Below are 16,920 nucleotides of genomic sequence, written 5' to 3'. Positions count from 1 at the left end.
CCACAGCTTTTCCCGTGAGTTAAACAATTTGATTCGATGATCTTCGAACAATCAGTCAGCGGCGGTTTTCTTACGGATGAACAGCTCCTCGGCGACATCAATAAAAAGCTTGGCGGCAAGTGATGCGTCTTTCATGGAAGGAACCGCCAGCTGTACCTCCCTGAATACATCCGGCGTAAACTCTTTAATCACCACTTCTTCCGGGAGGGGATTGCCGTCCATGGACATATCGGATAAGATTGCCATGCCCAACCCCTCCCGCACCATATTGATGGACGTGCTGACATTAAACACGGTAAAGGCGGCGCAAAGTTCGGCACCGGCTTGTTTAAACAGGCCTGCAAAAGGTGACGTGTAACCGCCTTCGCAAACCACCATCGGTTCACCGTCCAGATCTTTTATCGTTACGGTGGAGCGTGAGGCGAGAGGATGATCTTTATGCATAACCGCTGCCATTTTGTCTTTTTTCAGCAGAAAGTAATCCATATCCTCTGTCGGGAACAGCAGAATGCCCGCGTCAATCATCCGGGATTGCAGCCATTCTTTTACTTCGTCCGCCGTTCCTTCATGCAGTACCAGCTCAAGCTTCGGATACCGATTTTTAAACACGCTGATCAGCTTTGGAATGAAATAAGCGGAAGCGGCCGGAAATGTGCCGATGTGAATCGTTCCCTGTTCAAGCCCTCTTTCCGCGGCCGCCAGCTGCTCGGCTTTTTCTATCCCTTTGAGCACCTCTCTGATATGAACGAGAATTTTTCCGCCCGTGTCCGTGAGCCTTACGCCGTTGCGGCGCTCGCGGATGATCAGCTTGATGCCGAGCTCTGACTCAAGCGCAGAGATGGCATGGCTGACAGCGGGCTGCGTCATATTCAGCGCCTGCCCCGCTTTTGTAAAGCTTCCCGTTTCAGCGATTTGAACAAAAACCCGCAGTTGTGTAATCGTCATAACGTTTTACTTATGCTCCTTATAAAAAAGATTCATTTTATTTATCTTACTGATTACCGTATCATATGATGGAATTGTTCTACAAGGAGTGAACGACGTGAAACAGCTTTCGAAAATACAGACGGCTCTTATGCTGGCGTTTCTAGTCACGGTGTGGGGAATTAACTGGCCGCTGACAAAGGCCGCGCTTGCCTATTCGCCGCCTCTTCTGTTTGCCGGAATCCGCACGCTGATCGGCGGACTTCTATTATTAATGGTGGCGCTGCCCCGTTTTAAAAAGCTGCGTTTTAAAGAAACGTGGCCGATCTATCTTATTTCTGCCATTTTAAATATTACTTTATTTTACGGCCTGCAAACGGTCGGCTTGAATTACCTGCCTGCCGGCTTATTTTCAGCCATCGTGTTTTTCCAGCCGGTTTTAATGGGCGTTTTTTCTTGGCTGTGGCTCGGGGAATCGATGTATCCTTTAAAAATAGCCGGTCTTATTCTGGGCTTTGCCGGTGTCGCCGTCATCAGCGCAGCCGGTTTCGGAGGCCATATTTCCATCGCCGGCATTCTTTTGGCCTTAGGCTCCGCGGTCAGCTGGGCGCTCGGCACGGTATATGTGAAAAGAACGGGCGGACGCGCGGACTCTATTTGGATGGTCGCTCTTCAGCTTCTGATCGGCGGCGTGCTGCTTGTCAGCTCCGGCCATTTTTCAGAAAGCTTTTCAGCGATTCAATGGAAAGCTCCGTTCATTCTCAGCCTTCTGTTCATTTCGGTATTTGTCATCGCGCTCGGCTGGCTCGCCTTTTTTACGCTTGTCGGTTCAGGGGAAGCAAGCAAGGTTGCCTCTTACACCTTCCTGATCCCGCTCATATCTATTGTCGTCAGCTCGATATTTCTGCATGAGCCGCTGACCGTCAGCCTTTTAGCCGGACTGCTTCTGATCGTCACAAGCATTTGTTTTGTGAATATAACACCGAAGAAACTGAAAACACCTGCTCTGGCCGCAGAAAAAAAGGCCGTTCATTAAAAAAACTCTTGCCGCGGGGCAAGAGTTTTTTTATTTATTGACGTCTCCCTTTCACGAGATACGCAGCCGTAATGAGGAGATAGATGGCCGCAGTGATGCATGTGATGACGATGGACGTCGTCGCAATTACTCCGATTAGGATGGCCAAAAGCGCAAGCACCGCGAACCATGTCGTATACGGGAACCATTTGACGTAATAAGCCGGCTGTTCTGTTGAATGTTTTCTTGATTTCAAATGGGCGAATCCGATAATCAGCCAGATGAACAGCACGGTATAGCCGAGGGAACCCATCAAATAATTAAATGTCTGGCTTCCTGCGAATAAAGAAATCAGGACGCCTACATATAAAAATGACGTACAAGTCAGAATCGCATAAACGGGAACCTTTTTCTTCGATAGTTTTGAAAAGATTTTCGGCAGCCGGCCGTCAGAAGCCTGCGTAAACAAGACGCGGGATGACCCGTACAGTCCCGAGTTCATAGACGAGATAATCGCAAGAAGAATGACGGCATTCATAATATGGTCGGCACCCGGAATTCCGATCATCTTAAATACTATGACAAACGGGCTTTCGGGAACGCTGTTGACTTGATTCCAAGGAATCAGGCTGACGATGATGAAAAACGGCAGCAAGTAAAAAGCGACAATCCGCGTTAACGTGCTTCGGACAGCTTTCGGGATCACCTTTTCGGGGTTTTTTGTCTCCGCCAGCGTGACGCCGATGATTTCCGTTCCGCCGTATGAGTAGATCACGACGAGCATCGCCGTAATGACACCCCCCGCTCCATGCGGGAAAAACCCTCCGTGATCCGTTAAATGAGACAGCCCCGGCGCCGTGTGATTGCCGAATGAGAAAAATAATAGCAGAATCCCGCATAAAATAAAGATGACAATCACTGTAATTTTAATGAGCGCGAGCCAGTACTCCGTCTCGGCAAACAGTTTCACAGAAAGCATGTTTACGACCGTCACCACAATGGAAATGATCAAAGCCAATATCCATATCGGACATTCCGGCAGCCAATATTGAATGAAAATGGCGGCTACGACCGCCTCAGCGGCAATATTGAGCACCCACATTTTCCAATAGATCCAGTCTAAAAAGTATGCAGCGTACGACCCGAGAGACTGCTGAACCAAATCACGGAACGTCCTTGCATGTTTGTTTCTGACAGCCATTTCGGCCAGCCCCTGCATAATAAACAGCAGAATGATTCCGCCGAGGAGGTAGGCCAGCAGCACGGACGGCCCCGCTTCATCAATCGCCGTGCTGCTGCCTTTAAAGAGCCCGGCCCCGATTGCGCCTCCAAGCGCCATCATCATAATGTGTCTGGACGACATCGTCCGTTTTAACGTTTGCTTGTCCTTTTCCATCTATCACACGCCCTCTCGCAAAAAGTGTTCATCACATAAAAAAGCACGCCGCCTCTTTTTAGAAAAGAGACGGCGTGCCTCAGGCAGCCGCGGTACCACTCTTGTTGATCCCGAATGTCCGGAATCCAGCTTAAAAACCTTTTAACGAAGGTCAGCCGTTAGGACATAGGGAATATTCCGACAATTCCGTTCCGCCCTGCCACTTCCGGGCGAGTTCAAAGAACAATCAGTCCGCGTTGCACCAACCCGCGGCTCTCTTTTTCTGACTGGATTCTTTTACTGCTCCCGTTCACAGTGTTTTATGTTAAATGAATCTCTTGAGTTTTTATTTTCTGAATATAGTAACATAATATACAGTCTTCTATTTTCAAAGTCAATACTAATTTTTGCCGCTGGTTTTCTTATCACCTATATAAGACATTTTGACTGAACATGTTTAAATTCATATGCGGGGTGAGCCGGCCCCTAATATAGCGTAATCAGCACTTTATTTATATTGTTCAAACAGAAATTCCGACGAAAGGTTTTCTACGATATATGGACTGAGCGGCAAAAAGTTAGCAGAAATATGAAAGGTTTTACTCTTATGCTGGTATCCCAGCTTAGTAATTGCATTTCATTTCTAATCGTTCAACTTCAATGACTCCACAAGGTTCTATACCCGGAAGTCATATTCCATTTATTAAAGCTATTGACATGAAACCAATTCCACAAATTAAACTCGTGGAGAACACTAGTTGGCGTAACACGAAACAGTATAGAAGCATTTGTGGCGTTACAGCTAGTGTTTTTGAGTGTTTAAAGGAGAGTTTCAGGATACAAATAACAATAACGAGAACATCAGATGTAGAAAGTCGAATAAAAAACCTATATTTTTACAAAAAGTGATAATAAAAGGTTGATATGGTACGGGTTTCATACTTTAAGATGATGATGTGTCTTCACTGAATACTAAATAAACATTTCCAGGAGGCGTTTCCTATGCAGTCTAGCACATCATTTAACAGCCCAGCTTACCTTGAAACAAATGGAGTAATGAAAATCGCTGATATAACCTATAGTAATAACGAATGGCTGAACTTCGACATTGGAGGAGAAGGAATTTTTAAGAAATCAGGTTCTTATTTAGTTCCATCTCTTCCAGTAGAATTTCATTGTCATGGAATCGGTCACTATGATTTTAGCAATTTAGATCAATTAGATATTGAAAAGATCAATACACTAGCTGAAATAGAAGGGATTTTCTGTGTACCCTCTATTTTTCTTCCTCATAATCAATTAGATCAATTTGCAGCCTTTATGAAAGAGTTCCATACACAAAAGAGAAAGGGACGTTACCGTAATATTTTAGGTATTTCACTAGAAGGACCATTATTGGCCAGCTTTGCAGGCACACCGGAAAAAGGGAATTGGGCACCCTTAAAAGAAGAATGGGAAAAGATCGCTTCTTGCGGAGAATACGGTCTTATTTATACTGTACTGTCCCCAGATGCTATGACTGAAAACTCCTATCTAAAGAAATATATGACAGAAGAACATCCGAGTTTAGAATGGATTGTGGATACACTTGTGGAGGCTGGAGTAAAACCGGCGCTGGGTCACTTCCAAAAAGCATACCCGGAGGAAACCTCTGAACTTATAATGAAAGTTATAGATACAGCGCAAAAACGCAGCAATTACACTGGATCAGATGCCGTTTTAACAGATCATTTGTTTAATGATATGCCAAACAATTTTAAACACACCTGGAGAACACCCCAAGAAAGAGTACATAGATTAGAGGGGTTAAAAGATGCTCGGTTAGATAAATGGAACATAGATAATATCAACACACTTGTCGGAGAAGTTCCCGGTACTTTGATGAGAGCCGCGAAAGAAGGTTTACTAACCATTTGTATGAATTTTGATAGTGAACATGTAGACTTAGAAGTTGCACGACGGGTTGTAGAACTTGTTGGCTCTAAGGGTATTATAGCAATGACAGATCGCATTGACACAGATTCCATGTGCGGCCAATCACTGGAGAAAATTGAAGGGAATAATCTGTGGTATCAAGGGAAAGGGTATGTAGCAGCAGGGTCTTACACAATTGATCGGCTTATGCATAATATTCGTGCTATAGGTTTTAATGAGAAAGTTGTATGGAATATGACATCATTTGTACCATTAAAAGCTTGTCATTTCCTAAATGAACTTGAAAACCTATCCATGAAGCCCTTCAGTTTTATAGATGAAACGAAAAAAAGAGCTCATTTCAAAGCGCCTGCCCCAGAGCTGGTTCTGCGCTAAGCAAAAAAGACCACCATAAAGTGGTCTTTTTAAGTTGACTTTCTTTTCATAAGTTTTAGGTTCAACTTATTTATATTGGGGACATCTTTGTTATTCATTAAGTTATATAATAAATTTGCTGCTGTTTGTCCCAACTCTTTAATAGGTTGATGTATCGTTGAAAGTTCTATTACCTTAGATATCGGCTGATTATCAAATCCTATAACCGCCAGTTCTTCAGGTATTCGTATTCCCTGTCTTTTCGCTTCATAAATGATCCCCGCCGCAACATAATCACTTCCTACAACCATTGCCGCAGGACGAGGTGACTTATTTAGCAATAATTTTGCTATTTCTATACCATTCTCAATAGTGTACTGTTCCTCAAAGTACCAATTATCACTCCATTTCAATCCGTATTCATTTTGAAAGTGAAAAAATGATTTTTTTCTGCTTATGCCAACACCGCTCTTAGGATTTCCTATACACAGACCAATGGATTGATGTCCTTGATTTCGCAGATGATCAATTGCCATTTTGATTCCTGACTCATGATTAATAAATATATGTGCAACCTGTTTGCTTGCAGAAGCTTCACAGGAAACAATATTGCCAAACCCAGATATCTCGTCGAGTACGTGAGGGGGGCTTACACAGGATCCCAAAATAAGACCGTCAATAAGTTTGTATTTCAGTCTGTTAAAAAACTCCATTTCTTGTTCAGGATCGTTATTTGATTGGTGCACAAGTAAACTGTAATTATGTTTATTACACTCTTCGCCTATTCCGGCAATCAGTTTACTGAAAAACGGATGGTTGATTTTAGGAACAATGACTCCGAATACATTTGTCTTCCCCCTGGATAGGTTAATCGCGTTGAAATTCGGTACATAATTTAATTCCTTCATAGCTTTTAACACAGCGTCCCGCTTCTCAGGTTTTACATAAGGATGATTATTGAGAACTCTGGAAACTGTTGTCCGAGAAACGTTCGCTTTCTTTGCTATCTCTGTAATGTTTGTCATTACTGTTACTCCTTCTTAGACAGCGTTATCAGGATTTTACACTGAACAACACAAGGGAAAATAAGCATTTAATGAATTGTTTTATCATGGCCTCCATGAATATGTGCGCCTTCCTGTCCCACACTATAGATAGAACGGGGCTTCCCCATCTTGTGTAATAGTTTGTCAAATAAACCTACTAATATCCCCAGACATAGCAGCACAATGATGGTTCCTATCCCAATCGGCCCCTGAAGAATGATTGCAAGCACAAAAGCTAAAGCTTCCCCTATCGTCTTTGTAATATTAATACCCCAACCTGTACGTTCAGTAATAGCCAACATTAATTCATCATTCGGTATCGAAGGAAAAGATGCTCTTAAATAAATAGCGATTCCCATAGCCAATATACACAACCCTATCAAAAATAAACTCCATTGAAGAATGACAGCATCTGTTTTTAAGAACGAAAGAACCTTTAGGTTTAAAAGGTCAACAAAACTTCCAATAATAACAATCGGAATAAAACCGGCTAGATTAGGAAACCGCATTTTTATGAGGCTGTTTATAAAGATAAGGATTCCTCCGACAATGAAAACCCATGATCCGATTGTAAGGCCAATGAGTTCTGATAAAGCCACGTTCAGAGCATCCCAGGGGGCAATCCCGGTATTAGATTTAATCATACATACAACCCCCACGGATAAAATAAACAATCCGGCAATATAGATTAAACACCTTTTCACAAAATGGCTCATGGCTGTATACTCCGCGGTTTAGGGTCTTCTTCTTTCGTCAGAATGTAATGATGAAAAGCATAAGATACACCACACTCATCATTCGATAACGTTTTAAAAGCAGCCAATTGAATAAGCTTCTTATCTGCATTTCCCATGGCTATCCCTATTCCTGCTGCATGAAACATAGGCAGATCATTTAAATTATCACCTATTGCGATTGCATTCCGCGCATCCGTTCCATAATGTTCACAAAGTTTATTTAATGACGCTCCTTTATCTACTCCTGCACTTGTGATTTCAAGATTGAATGCTCCTGAACTCGTTACGGCACACTTCTTCAGTTGTCCAAAATATTCTTTAGCTTTTTTTAATTTTCTTTGGTTTGGCGAAACGATCATACATTTTATGACATACCGATAATCGATAGGGTCAATTGTACCCGGTATTTCCTCTAACCCGTATTGATGGATTTGAGCTTTAATAGAATTCCAAAATACTTCTTGATTAAAATGAGGTTCTTCCATTACTGTATTGTAAAGTTCTTTTTCAAGCTGCTGAATTCCTTGATTTGATACGACAATTTTGTCAGATAAGTAAAGCTGATAATAGATTTCTTCTTTATTTAACCATGTGATGATAGGTTGAATTACATCTGAATCCATAAAATGTTCGAATATTACCTGATTTCCCACATCAATTTGAGCGCCGTTTGAAGCAATAATCGGAAAATCCAAATCATATTTATTGATGATGTGTTTTGCATCAAATAAAGCTCTCCCTGTAGCGATTGTTACAAGATGACCTTGTTTTTGTCCGAGCTTTAAAGCTCTTACATCTTGTTCCTGGATAGTTAAGTTCTCTGATAACAGCGTGCCATCTAAGTCAATTGCAATTACTTTCATGTGAATTTCCTCCTCAGAGTTTAAAAATCATTGAAAGTATAATGTATGGTACGCGTTTCAGAGCAATTAGATTATTATATTAATTTGAAGTTTTTCTCCAGAAGCTGATTAGACCTGTGCTTCTCAAGTGTTCTCCTGCTTAATGATCCTTCTCTGGAATTTCAAGCGCTGGCAACTCACTAGAAACTGAACTGTAACAGGACAGCTTACACTTATGGCCGGCGACTTGGGCACCGGCACTTTTCAGAGAACGATCACTTTTTGTAAAAACCGGATGTATGAAGTGTCATTGAGGCGGTGTCCCCGATATACTTTTCTCTTTTCTTTCATTTGCGGTAAAGAAAACAAAACCTGATTCCCTTATGACAGAACTTGCTTTATCATAAAAGTATGCGTTTACATTCGAGTAGGGAGGTTATAGCATGACCCCTGTGAATTCAAGCAGCATCGGGAAGATTCAGGCGGCCAGCAAAGGTTTGTCGCCAAAATTGAGAGCGATTGCAGACCATATCGTGAAGGAACCGAAAGACGTGGTTCACCTTTCCATCATTCAGCTGGCGGAAAAAACGAAAAGCTCTGAAGCGACGATTTTCAGGCTGTGCAAACGGCTCGGTTTTTCCGGCTATCAGGATTTAAAAATCGCGCTTGCTCAGGAGATCGTTCAGGAGCCGGTGCAGCACATTCATGAAGAAATGAGCCCCGACGACGATATCGAAGTCATCATCCGGAAAGTTTTCCGCACAAACATTTCCGGTCTGACCGATACCTTTCAATTATTAGATCCGGCCGACGTTGAAAAAGCGGTAGAAATGATCCACCGCGCAGACAGAATCGAATTTTACGGAAACGGCGGTTCCGGGCTGATCGCCACAGACGCGTATCACAAATTTATGCGTACGGGTATAAATTGCATCGCGCACACGGATTCTCACTTTCAGGCGATGTCGGCGGGTCTTCTCGGTCCCGAAAGCGCAGTCATCGGCATTTCTCATTCGGGAAGCAACAAGGACGTGCTCGACGCGGTGAAAACGGCCAAATCGCTCGGCGCCGGCACGATCGGCATTACAAGCTACCAAAAGTCGCCGCTCACCCAGATTTCCGACGTGGTGCTGTATACGTCAACAAGGGAGACGGCTTTCAGAACGGAAGCAATGTCCGCAAGGCTTGCCCAGCTGTCGGTCATTGATACCCTGTATTTCGCCACGGCCCGGCTGCGGCAGGAGAAAACGCTCGCCAACTTGCAGCAAATCAGAAAAATGATCGCGCACAAACGTTTGTAATCGCTTTTTGAATATTTATTTTTCAAAAGAGAGAATGCCGATACAGCGGGAATTGAGGCAATTTTATGAAAAAAATTTTCTTCTTCATCGTTGATTTATAAAAAAATTATTCCTATAATTGACTTTGTAAGGGCATACATTATCAATCTATCTTATTATTCAATCAGATTAGGCGGGATATATTATGAAGGAAACCCAAGCTGTTATCGGTCTGGATATCGGCACGACCAGTACGAAAGCCGTTCTGTTCGGACCAAGAGGCAAAGTGTTAGCCAAGCATTCGGTTCACTATGATTTAATACAGCCAAAGCCGGCATGGGCCGAGCAGGATCCTGAGCACATTCTGGAAGCGGTTATCGGAAGCATCAGAGGCGCCGTCACAAAGGCCGGACTGAGCCCTGACAATCTGCTTGCAATCGGCATCAGCACCGCCATGCACTCATTGATAGCTGTCGATCAAAACGGCGGCCTGCTGACCAAAAGCATCATTTGGGCGGACAACCGCAGCGCCGAGCAATCAAAACGGATTTTAAAAGAGATGAACGGTTTTGATATTTATAAAAGAACGGGTACGCCGATTCACCCGATGTCTCCGCTTTCCAAAATTGTGTGGATGAAAGAACAGGACAAGGAGACATTCGCGAAAACCGCCAAATTCATCAGTATTAAAGAATATATTCTGCACGAGTTTTTCGGAACTTATGTCGTCGATTATTCGATCGCTTCGGCAACGGGGCTGTTCCGTTTAGATACGCTTTCCTGGGATGAAGAAGCGCTCCGGATTGCCGGAATCCGGGAAGATCAGCTGTCGGACATCGTGCCGACCACTCATCAGCTGCGCGGCCTTGCGCCGGAAATCGCTGCACGGATGGGCATTCATGCGGATACACCGTTTATTATCGGCGCAAATGACGGCGTGCTCGCCAACCTTGGAGTCGGCGCGATCGGCAAAGGCGAAGTGGCCGTTACGATCGGAACAAGCGGAGCCGTGCGTTCGGTGACGGATGCGCCGATTACGGATGAAAAAGCGCGGACATTCTGTTACGCACTGACTGACAAGCATTGGGTCATCGGAGGCCCGACGAATAACGGAGGCATTATGCTGCGCTGGCTTCGAGACGAATTCGCTTCTCCGGAAGTCGAAACGGCGAAGCGGCTCGGCATTGATCCGTATGATTTAATGATTGATATCGCTGATAAAGTGCCCGCAGGCTCTGAGGGATTGCTGTTTCTGCCGTTTTTATCAGGGGAGCGCGCGCCGTTTTGGAATCCGAATGCCCGCGGAACGTTTTTCGGCATCAGCCTCCGCCATAAACGGGAGCATTTTATCAGAGCGGTGCTGGAAGGCGTCATCATGAGCGTCTTTTCAATCGGTGTCGCACTGAGAGATTTGGCGGGCCCTGCAAAAGACGTGCGGGCATCGGGAGGATTTGCGAGATCGCCGCTTTGGAGGCAGATTTTGTCCGATACGATGGGACGGGAAGTCCTCGTTCCGGAAAGTTACGAAGCCTCGGCGCTCGGAGCGGCCGTCCTCGCTTTGCACAGCCTTGGCGAAATGGAACGGATCGAGGATGTTCAGGACTGGATCAGAATTTCTCACCGCCATGAACCGAACGTCAAAAACAGCGAAACATATATTGAGCTGTTTTACTTATACGAGCGGCTGTATGACAAGCTCAAAGATGAATTTGACGTCATCAGTGAATTTCAGCTCAAACAAAGCCGTTAATTCTTCTTTGAAAGGGTGAAAAGGTCATGTTACTGTTTATTGTCATTGCCGCTATTATCGTTTTACTCTTATTGATTACGGTCGCTAAATTAAATCCGTTTATCAGTCTTTTGATTACATCCATCCTTGTCGGTTTCGCAACGGGCATGAATCTGCCGGACATTATCGCTTCGATGAAAACCGGGCTCGGCAATACGCTGTCGCTGCTTGCGATCGTGCTGGCCCTCGGTACGATGCTCGGAAAAATGATGGCTGAATCAGGCGGTGCGGAGCGTATCGCCCACACCCTGATCGGCCGCTTCGGCAAAAAGAAAGTGCATTGGGCGATGATGGCCGTCGCTTTTATCGTCGGCATCCCGGTCTTTTTCCAGGTCGGCTTCGTCCTGCTCGTGCCGCTTTTGTTTACGATTGCGATTGAAACCGGGGTTTCATTAGTGACGATCGGGATTCCGCTCCTTGCGGGACTTTCCGTCGTGCACGGATTGGTTCCGCCCCACCCGGCGGCGATGGCGGCTGTCGGCATTTATCACGCCAATGTCGGAAAAACGATTTTGTTTTCTTTAATCGTCGGGATTCCGACTGCCATCATCGCGGGGCCGCTTTACGGAAAATGGATTGGTAAGCGCATTCATAAACCCGTTCCCGAACTGTTGAAAAAACAATTTATTGAACGGAATGAAAAACGCAAGCTTCCGGGATTCGCAAATACATTGTTTACGATATTGGTACCGGTGATCCTGATGCTTATGGCAACGCTTGCCGAAATTGCGCTTCCGGAAAAAAGCACGCTCTATGAAACTTTTAAATTTATCGGCGACCCTGTCACGGCGCTTTTGATCGCCACGGTTTACTCCTTTTTCAGCCTTGGTTTTTATCAGGGCTTTGACAGAGAAAGCATTTTAAAATTCAGCAATGACTGTCTGGGACCGATTGCTTCCATTCTGCTTGTGATCGGAGCCGGCGGCGCTTTTAACAACGTCCTGATTGATTCAGGCGTCGGCACGTATATCGCTGACATGGCGAAACACTCAAGCTTCTCTCCCGTTCTTTTAAGCTGGACGATCGCGGCGGTCATCCGTGTCGCCACAGGTTCAGCGACTGTCGCCATGATGACGGCGGCCGGCATTGTTGCACCGATTGCATCTGTCATGCCGGGCGTCAGCAGTGAGCTTCTCGTATTGGCAACGGGAGCGGGCTCTTTGATTCTGTCACATGTCAATGACTCCGGTTTCTGGCTCATTAAAGAGTATTTCGGAATGACGGTAAAAGAAACGTTCCTGACATGGACGGCGATGGAAACGATTATTTCTGTCAGTGCGATTTGTTTTATCATGATCATTAACGCGTTTATATAAAAACAAACCCCGGCCGCAAACCGGGGTTTGTTTTTTATCGGTCATTCACGAGGATATAAGCGGCTTTAACGGGTCCGTGGACGCCGACAACCAAATCCATTTCGATATCGGCCGAGTTGCTCGGTCCAGTAATATAGTTGATGCAGGAAGGAACGGTGACGCCGTCTCTGATCTGCTGTTTCAGTATATCGCTGGCCTGTGTCATTCTCGGCACAATGGAAGATTTCGGGATGATTGCGATATAGGTGGTCGGAAGCAGGCTGACAGAACGGCCGGCATGCTCTGACGCATACAAAACGACGGTGGCTGATTCCGCAAGCGTGATCTCGCTGAATGTAATGCCCACATTCGCTTGTTCCGCTTTTTCAATATTTTTCGCTCCTTGTTCCGCGTCCCATTCCCAAACGGGAATCCCTTCATCCGGCCACTCTTCTGTCATAAGGGTCTGCAAGCCGTACGTTTCAAACCGGCTGTCCTTCGGAATGATGACAGGCCCTCCTTCAAAGCGGTTCACCTGCGTGCGCAAAGCGTCGTAAAGCCCGGCTGCATCCGTTTCGATCAGTTCGGTATGAATGTTGACGCAGTGGTCTTTCAGCATCGTGACAAGATCGTCTTCCGTACAGCCCGCATGCGTTTGATATTGGGGCTGATACTTCCATTCAGGCAGGGACACGCCTGATTTCCTGCGCTCTCTGCCCAGACTTTTGGCGATCCGGTTTAAAAAGGATTCCTGATGTGTAACCGTCCCTTTCATCATCATTCTTCCCCCTTTTGTTTTTCCCGGTCTTTAAACCAATCTCTGAATCTCGATTTATGCGGCGCCGGGAAGTCCCGTATTGCCGTCCATTCTTTTAACGGCCCCGGCCCTTTTGATATTTTGTCATCTTCCGTAAACGGCGTCATGGCGGCAGGCGCCCATTTCGATCCCATTTTATAAAGGGACGGGGATGATGAGCCGAGCCCGAAGGCTTTCATCGCCAGTTTTTCGCTGATCGGCGCTTTGCCCTCTTTTTCCACGATGTTCTGCCGATGCTTGAGCAGCAGCTCGTGCAGCGGAATTTTAACGGGACATGCTTCCGTACAGGCCGCGCATAAGGAAGATGCGTACGGGAGCTCCTTGTATTCGTCATATCCGCCGAGAAGAGGCGATAAGACGGCGCCGATCGGACCCGAATAGATGGACCCGTACGAGTGTCCGCCGACATGCCGGTACACGGGACAGACGTTGATGCAGGCGGCGCAGCGGATACATTGCAGCACCGATTGAAATTCCGTGCCGAGTATGCGGGAACGCCCGTTGTCCACAACCACGAGGTGGAATTCCTCAGGCCCGTCAGCTTCTCCTTGCTGCCGGGGTCCCGTCAGCGCCGTAATGTAACTTGTAAGCCGCTGACCGACCGCGCTTCTCGTCAGCATGCTGACGAGCACTTCAAACTCAGAAAATGACGGAACGATCCGCTCCATTCCCATCACGGTGATCTGCGTCTTCGGCAGCGCGGACACAAGGCGGCCGTTTCCTTCGTTCGTCACGAGACTGACCGAACCGGTATCCGCGATCGCAAAGTTGCAGCCTGTAATGCCGACATCCGCTTCGAGAAATTTTTTCCGGAGAACGCTGCGCGCGTGCATGACGAGCTCTTCCGGTTTTTCCGTCTGTTTGTATTCGAGTCTCTCTTTAAACACGTCACGGATCTGCTCTTTGTTTTTGTGAAGAGCGGGAGCAACGATATGTGACGGCGGATCGTGATCGTCAATCTGGAGAATGTATTCGCCGAGATCCGTTTCTGTGACTTCACAGCCCTCTTCCTCAAGCACTTCGTTCATATTGATTTCTTCTGTCACCATGGATTTGGATTTTACGATTTTTTTGGCGTTTTTCTGCCGGATGACATCGCGGATATAGGAGGACGCTTCTTCCGCCGTTTCGGCGAAAAAGACGTGTCCGCCTCTGTTGGCGACATTTTCGGCGAGCTGTTCCAAATAGAAATCAAGATTGTCCAGCACATGCTGTCTGATTTCTTCCGCATGGGAACGCCAATCCTCCCAGTTTCCCAATTCTTCGGCCGCCTGAAGCCTTCTTATCCTGAGCCGTTCCTGCGCTCCGGAGACGGCTCCTCTCATAAACTCATTATCTATTCCTTCTGATACCCGCTCTTTAAAAGCGGCGGTACCGATTTTCATCGCCATGATTTTCCCCCCTTGTTGTTTCTCGTGTTATCTGCTGTTCAGCACTTCGGCGATGTGCATGACTCTGACGTTTTTATCCTTACGGTCAAGACGCCCGCCGATATTCATCAGACAGCCGCAATCTGCCCCGATCAGCACTTCGGCCTCCGTGTCTTCCACGCAGGCGACCTTCTCATCCACCATTTGTTCAGAGATTTGCGCCATTTTCACAGAAAACGTTCCTCCGAATCCGCAGCATTGGTGCTTTCCGGGAAGCGCGGTCAGCTCGAGCCCCTTGACATGGCGCAAAAGCTTCATCGGCTCCTCCGACACGCCGAGCAGCCTCGTCATGTGGCATGATGTATGGACTGTCGCTTTTTTATGCAGCACCGCCCCGACATCCTCCACCCCGAGAACGTTGACGATAAAATCCGTTAACTCATATGTTTTGTCCGCAAGCTGCTGCGCTTTTGCCGCCCACTTCGGATCGTCCTGAAACAGATGCGGATATTCACGGAACATCGTCGTACAGGAACCTGACGGACTGACGACGTACTCCGCTTCTTCAAACGCGGCAATCATCCGCTTCATCGCTTTTTTCGCATCCGTCACATACCCGCTGTTGTATGCGGGCTGCCCGCAGCAAATCTGCCCCTCGGGAAAATCCACCTCACACCCGAGCCGTTCCAGCACCTCAACCGTCGCCTTTCCGACATTGGTCTGGAACATATCCACAAGGCACGTGACAAATAATGAGACTTTCATGATGAACCCCTCTTTCATCCTCAATATGTGATCCGGTCATCTGATGACCTGTTTTTGGGAAAGCTCTATGAATATCCTACACTATTCTGAATATGGATTGGAAGGTTTTTCTGAAAAATCCTTTCGTCCGATGCGCTGAAGGGGACAAAAAAAAGAGAAGCCCGAAAGCTCCTCAAGCTGCTCTACATCCCGTTTTCCAGCAGACGTCCCAGTTTTTGCACACCCTCTTTTATCGCGGCTTTACCGGCATAACTGAACGACAGGCGAAGATATTCCGCACCGTCTTCCTGATGCAGAAAAAAATATTTACCGGGGACATAGGAAACGCCGTGAGAAAGAGCCCTCGCCAGCATTGCGGATGTATCCGCTCCCGGCGCTTTCACCCATACAAAGTAACCGCCTTCAGGCACGTGCCAGGATGCGGACTCCGGAAGATATCGAGCTGATGCGGCGAGCAAAACGTCACGTTTGCTTTGATATGCTTCCCGCAAGGCGGTGAGCCGTTTTTCAACATTCGTTTGTTCCAGATAGACGGCGGTCACCGCTTGGGAAAACGGGTGGCCTAAGTCTTTTTTTAACCATGACAATGCCTTGATGAATGCGGCGTCCCCTGCAATCCAGCCGATCCTCATACCCGGGGCGATGACTTTTGATAATGAACCGGCGTACAGCACCCGGCCGTTTTGATCCATGGCTTTCAAGGGCGGCGGAATATCGGTGAATCCGAGCTCGCCGTATGCATCATCCTCCAAGATGAGAAAATCATACGTTTCGGCAAGCTGAAGCAGGCGGGTTCTCCGCTTCGCTGACATTACGGTTCCCGCAGGATTCTGAAAAGCGGGTATCGTGTAGAGAAGACGGGGGAGCAGAAGCCCTTTTCGTTTTCTTTCCTCAAGCATGAACGCTAATGTTTCCGTTTGCAGGCCCTCTTGATCTGTCGGAATGCTCATGATATGCGGTGTGTAATTTTTAAAAATCTCGAGCGCTTCCATGTAGACCGGAGCTTCAACGGCAGCGGCGGTTTGTTCATCGAGGAAAACCCGTGCAGCCAGATCTATCGCCTGACAGGCGCCTGACGTCACGAGCAGCTCATCGTCCCGACAGTGAATGCCGCGGGTGGCTAACCGTTCTTGAATCTGCTTTTTTAAAACGGCCGTCCTCGGGCTTCCCATATAATGCAGCGGCAGATCGCGCTCCTCATCCAGAAGGCGGGCGGCGGCTTCTTTCAGCTCCTTATCAGGAACGAGTGCGGGATCGGGATAGCCGGAATGCAGGGGGATGCACGCTTTCGGAACTGCCGGCATCCATTCCCCGGGAGGATCGTTTGTCAGAGCTTTCTTTACATGGTCAGAAAAAAAAGATTCGGCCTGCATGTG

The 16,920-nt window shown here is 46.7% G+C and carries 14 protein-coding genes and 1 other annotated feature; of the genes, 5 read left to right on the top strand and 9 right to left on the bottom strand.

Annotation, left to right across the window (positions count from 1 at the left end; translation table 11 throughout):
* Positions 1–51: 51 nt before the first annotated feature.
* Positions 52–945: a LysR family transcriptional regulator gene (locus BZ167_RS13130; RefSeq protein WP_077392103.1), complete on the bottom strand. Its 894-nt coding sequence runs from the start codon at positions 943–945 to the stop codon at positions 52–54.
* Between the two features lie 97 nt (positions 946–1,042).
* Here BZ167_RS13130 and BZ167_RS13125 point away from each other — a divergent pair, with 97 nt between their 5' ends.
* A complete protein-coding gene (locus BZ167_RS13125) occupies positions 1,043–1,960 on the top strand; it encodes a DMT family transporter (RefSeq protein WP_003151595.1) in 918 nt (305 codons plus the stop codon).
* A 34-nt stretch (positions 1,961–1,994) separates the two neighbouring features.
* Here the strand turns inward: BZ167_RS13125 and BZ167_RS13120 are convergent, their stop codons facing one another.
* Entirely contained in the window at positions 1,995–3,335 is a 1,341-nt protein-coding gene (locus BZ167_RS13120) for an amino acid permease (protein ID WP_007407366.1), read from the bottom strand.
* A gap of 62 nt (positions 3,336–3,397) precedes the next feature.
* Positions 3,398–3,637 (bottom strand) — a binding site (T-box leader).
* A gap of 679 nt (positions 3,638–4,316) precedes the next feature.
* Here BZ167_RS13120 and BZ167_RS13115 point away from each other — a divergent pair.
* Positions 4,317–5,624: an amidohydrolase family protein gene (locus BZ167_RS13115; RefSeq protein WP_015418252.1), complete on the top strand. Its 1,308-nt coding sequence runs from the start codon at positions 4,317–4,319 to the stop codon at positions 5,622–5,624.
* A gap of 29 nt (positions 5,625–5,653) precedes the next feature.
* Here the strand turns inward: BZ167_RS13115 and BZ167_RS13110 are convergent, their stop codons facing one another.
* The 3 genes from BZ167_RS13110 to BZ167_RS13100 form a co-directional block, all read right to left on the bottom strand.
* Complete coding sequence (locus tag BZ167_RS13110; RefSeq protein WP_007407368.1) at positions 5,654–6,628, bottom strand: LacI family DNA-binding transcriptional regulator; 975 nt, start codon at positions 6,626–6,628, stop codon at positions 5,654–5,656.
* 68 nt (positions 6,629–6,696) lie between these two features.
* Positions 6,697–7,365 carry a YczE/YyaS/YitT family protein gene (locus BZ167_RS13105; RefSeq protein WP_039253782.1) on the bottom strand — a complete coding sequence of 223 codons (669 nt, stop codon included), beginning with the start codon at positions 7,363–7,365 and terminating at the stop codon, positions 6,697–6,699.
* Positions 7,362–8,249, bottom strand: a complete 888-nt coding sequence (locus BZ167_RS13100; protein WP_015418254.1) for a Cof-type HAD-IIB family hydrolase — start codon at positions 8,247–8,249, stop codon at positions 7,362–7,364. Before BZ167_RS13100 ends, BZ167_RS13105 begins: the two co-directional genes overlap by 4 nt.
* A 422-nt stretch (positions 8,250–8,671) precedes the next feature.
* Here BZ167_RS13100 and BZ167_RS13095 point away from each other — a divergent pair, with 422 nt between their 5' ends.
* From BZ167_RS13095 to BZ167_RS13085, 3 genes are all read left to right on the top strand, one after another.
* Positions 8,672–9,529 carry a MurR/RpiR family transcriptional regulator gene (locus BZ167_RS13095; RefSeq protein WP_003151588.1) on the top strand — a complete coding sequence of 286 codons (858 nt, stop codon included), beginning with the start codon at positions 8,672–8,674 and terminating at the stop codon, positions 9,527–9,529.
* Between the two features lie 184 nt (positions 9,530–9,713).
* Complete coding sequence (gene gntK, locus BZ167_RS13090; protein WP_007407372.1) at positions 9,714–11,258, top strand: gluconokinase; 1,545 nt, start codon at positions 9,714–9,716, stop codon at positions 11,256–11,258.
* A 26-nt stretch (positions 11,259–11,284) separates the two neighbouring features.
* Positions 11,285–12,613: a GntP family permease gene (locus BZ167_RS13085; RefSeq protein WP_007407373.1), complete on the top strand. Its 1,329-nt coding sequence runs from the start codon at positions 11,285–11,287 to the stop codon at positions 12,611–12,613.
* 34 nt (positions 12,614–12,647) lie between these two features.
* Here the strand turns inward: BZ167_RS13085 and BZ167_RS13080 are convergent, their stop codons facing one another.
* The 4 genes from BZ167_RS13080 to BZ167_RS13065 all read right to left on the bottom strand — a co-directional run bounded on the left by BZ167_RS13080 (position 12,648) and on the right by BZ167_RS13065 (position 16,917).
* Complete coding sequence (locus tag BZ167_RS13080; protein WP_031378312.1) at positions 12,648–13,370, bottom strand: LutC/YkgG family protein; 723 nt, start codon at positions 13,368–13,370, stop codon at positions 12,648–12,650.
* Positions 13,370–14,800, bottom strand: a complete 1,431-nt coding sequence (locus tag BZ167_RS13075) for a LutB/LldF family L-lactate oxidation iron-sulfur protein (protein ID WP_031378311.1) — start codon at positions 14,798–14,800, stop codon at positions 13,370–13,372. Before BZ167_RS13075 ends, BZ167_RS13080 begins: the two co-directional genes overlap by 1 nt.
* A gap of 27 nt (positions 14,801–14,827) precedes the next feature.
* Positions 14,828–15,544: a (Fe-S)-binding protein gene (locus BZ167_RS13070; protein ID WP_007613889.1), complete on the bottom strand. Its 717-nt coding sequence runs from the start codon at positions 15,542–15,544 to the stop codon at positions 14,828–14,830.
* 182 nt (positions 15,545–15,726) lie between these two features.
* A complete protein-coding gene (locus BZ167_RS13065; protein WP_060674045.1) occupies positions 15,727–16,917 on the bottom strand; it encodes an aminotransferase-like domain-containing protein in 1,191 nt (396 codons plus the stop codon).
* Positions 16,918–16,920 lie beyond the last annotated feature (3 nt).

Source organism: Bacillus sp. 275, assembly GCF_001999205.1.
GTDB classification, from domain to species: Bacteria; Bacillota; Bacilli; order Bacillales; family Bacillaceae; genus Bacillus; species Bacillus velezensis.
This window is presented reverse-complemented; position numbering and strand designations above follow the sequence as displayed.